Consider the following 3,318-nt stretch of genomic DNA (forward strand, 5'->3'; position numbering starts at 1 on the left):
ACCGCATCGAGCGCTTCTTCTGCCGCCTCAAGCAGTTCCGAGCCATCGCCACCCGCTACGACAAACGAGCCGACCATTTCGCAGCAGCCACAAAGCTCGCCGCCGCCATCCTCTCATACAATTGACGACACACCCTAGGCCGCCCTCTCGACTCGCCGGCCGTATGCCGGTCCGGACGGCCGGCGGCAGCCCGGCGCCCCGGCCGGCAGACCGCAGTGTCGCCGTCATAATAATTGGATTCCAGCGGCTTATCCAAAATTTAGTCTCGTTTCGGACCTATTTTTAGCTATTCTGCCGCAGAAAGACTGGCGCTTAAACGCGAAAATGATCCACAGGTCCATAAAAGGTCAGCAAGCGTGACCTATCGGCTAAATTTTGCTTGCCATTCCGTCTCTAAGGCAATAAATGTTTGCGGCCTGCCCCAGGCGCGTCCGGTTCGTTCGCGACCATGACTTCATGCGCGACCGTGACGATGTGCCCGGGGCTGTCTCTGTCCAGCCAGGATCGCCGGGACGCCGCCGCTTCTGATGCGCGCCGCCCGCCGGTCCCAGGCCCGACCCGTGGAGCGCCGCATGGCCGAGAAGATGTTGAAGTTCGTCCAGACCAACCGCGCCATGCCGGAGAAGCGCGCCGCCACCGAGCGCGCCCAGGATTTCGACGAGATCTATCGCGAATTCGCCGCCGCCAAGGCCAAGGAGCAGGCTTCGCGCTGCTCGCAATGCGGCGTGCCGTTCTGTCAGGTGCATTGCCCGCTGCACAACAACATCCCCGACTGGCTGCGCATGACCGCCGAGGGCCGCCTCGAAGAGGCCTATGAGCTGTCGTCGGCGACCAACACCTTCCCCGAGGTCTGCGGCCGCATCTGCCCGCAGGATCGGCTCTGCGAGGGTAATTGCGTGATCGAGCAGGCCGGCCATGGCACGGTCACCATCGGCGCGATCGAGAAATACATCACCGAAACCGCCTTCACCGAAGGCTGGGTCAAGGCGCCCAAGCCGGTGAATGGCGAGCGCGGCGAAAGCGTCGGCATCATCGGCGCCGGCCCGGCCGGCCTTGCCGCCGCCGACAAGCTGCGCCGCAAGGGTTATCAGGTGCATGTCTATGACCGCTACGACCGCCCCGGCGGCCTGATGATCTACGGCATCCCCAATTTCAAGCTCGAGAAGGACGTGGTGCAGCGCCGCTCGGCCCTGCTGAAGGCGGCCGGCGTGCAGTTCCATCTGAATTTCGAGGTCGGCCGCGACGCCACGCTGGACGATCTGCGCAAGAAGCACGATGCCGTGCTGATCGCCACCGGCGTCTACAAGGCGCGCGACATCCAGGCGCCCGGCATCGGCCTCAACAATATCGTGCCGGCGATGACCTACCTCACCGCCTCGAACAAGCATGGCCTGGGCGACCGGGTTGCGGAGTTCGACAGCGGCATGCTCAACGCCAAGGGCAAGCGCGTGGTGGTGATCGGCGGCGGCGATACCGCGATGGATTGCGTGCGCACCGCGATCCGCCAGGGCGCCGAAAGCGTGCATTGCCTCTATCGCCGCGACCGCGCCAACATGCCGGGCTCGATGCGCGAAGTGAAGAATGCCGAAGAGGAAGGCGTCGAGTTCGTCTGGCTGTCGCTGCCCAAGAGCTTCCGCGGCGGCGACTTCAACGCCAGCGCCGAGGCCAATTTCGACAAGCTGCAGGAAGGCCAGCCGCGCAGCACCACCAAGCTCGCGGATGTCAGCTTCCGCGGCGGCGAAAGCGTCTCTGCGGTGCATACCGCGCGCATGAAGCTCGGCCCGACCGATGCCTCCGGCCGCCAGACGCCGGTCGAGATCGAAGGCGCCGAGTTCGACCAGCCGGCCGATCTGGTGGTGAAGGCGCTCGGCTTCGATCCGGAGGACCTGCCGCAGCTCTTCAAGGCGCCCGATCTGGAAGTCACCCGCTGGGGCACGGTGAAGATCGCCAACCGCAGCAAGATGACCAACATCCCCGGCGTGTTCGCCGCCGGCGACATCGTGCGCGGCGCCAGCCTGGTGGTCTGGGCGATCCGCGACGGACGCGATGCGGCGGATGCCATCCATCAATATATCGAGGCGAAAGCCCAGCAGCCGGCCGCCAAGCAGGCGGCGGAGTGAGGAGTCCGACCATGAGCGACAGGATCAAGAGCTACGTCGAGCAGTGGCAGGACGAATCCAGGCGCCTGAGCGAAACCGGCCTGTACCGGCCGGAAGAGGAGCATGACGCCTGCGGCGTCGGCCTGATCGCCGCGCTGGACGGCAAGCCGCATCGTTCCGTGGTCTCCGCCGGCATCATGGCGCTGAAGGCCCTGTGGCATCGCGGCGCGGTGGATGCCGATGGCAAGACCGGCGACGGCGCCGGCATCCATGTGCAGATTCCGCAGGATTTCTTCCGCGATTACGTGCGCAAGACCGGCTTCGAGCCGGGCGAGGGCAAGCTCGGCCTGGGCATGGTCTTCCTGCCCAAGACCGATCTCGCCGCCCAGGAGACCTGCCGCACCATCGTCGAGACCGCCATTTTGGATTTCGGCTACGGCATCTATGGCTGGCGCCAGGTGCCGGTCGACGCCACCATCATCGGCGAGAAGGCCAACGCGACCCGTCCCGAGATCGAGCAGGTGCTGATCGACAACCGGCTCGGCAAGGACGACCACGATTTCGAGCGCGATCTCTTCCTGATCCGCCGCCGCATCGAGAAGCAGGCGCTGGCCGCGCATATCAGCGAATTCTATATCTGCTCGCTGTCCTGCCGTTCGGTGATCTACAAGGGCATGTTCCTGGCCGAGCAGCTCGACAATTTCTATCCCGATCTGCAGGACGAGCGCTTCGTCAGCACCTTCGCCATCTATCACCAGCGCTATTCGACCAACACCTTCCCGACCTGGCGGCTGGCGCAGCCGTTCCGCATGCTCGCGCATAACGGCGAGATCAACACCGTCCGCGGCAACGTCAACTGGATGCGCAGCCACGAGATCCGCATGGCCTCAGAGGCCTTCGGCGAATACGGCGAGGACATCAAGCCGATCGTGCAGTCGGGCTCGTCCGACTCCGCCGCGCTGGACGCCGTGTTCGAGGTTCTGGTGCGCGCCGGCCGCACGGCGCCGCTGGTGAAGACGCTGCTGATTCCGGAAGCCTGGTCGAGCAAGGCGTCGATGCCGGCGAGCCACCAGGCGCTCTATGCCTACTGCAACTCGGTGATGGAGCCTTGGGACGGGCCGGCGGCGATCTGCGCGACCGATGGCCGCTGGGCGATCGCCGGCATGGACCGCAACGGTCTGCGCCCGATGCGCTACTCGATCACCGAGGACGGACTTCT

The 3,318-nt window shown here is 65.2% G+C and carries 1 protein-coding gene and 2 pseudogenes; all 3 read left to right on the plus strand.

What is annotated here, in order from left to right; genetic code table 11:
• Positions 1–125 (plus strand): annotated as a pseudogene (locus VF194_RS05865) (IS5/IS1182 family transposase); the annotation flags it as partial.
• A 447-nt stretch (positions 126–572) separates the two neighbouring features.
• Entirely contained in the window at positions 573–2,120 is a 1,548-nt protein-coding gene (locus VF194_RS05870) for an NAD(P)-dependent oxidoreductase (protein WP_330888976.1), read from the plus strand.
• A gap of 11 nt (positions 2,121–2,131) precedes the next feature.
• A pseudogene (locus VF194_RS05875) lies at positions 2,132–3,318 on the plus strand (glutamate synthase large subunit); the annotation flags it as partial.

The sequence above is a fragment of the Ferrovibrio sp. genome (assembly GCF_036381655.1).
Lineage (GTDB): Bacteria > Pseudomonadota > Alphaproteobacteria > Ferrovibrionales > Ferrovibrionaceae > Ferrovibrio.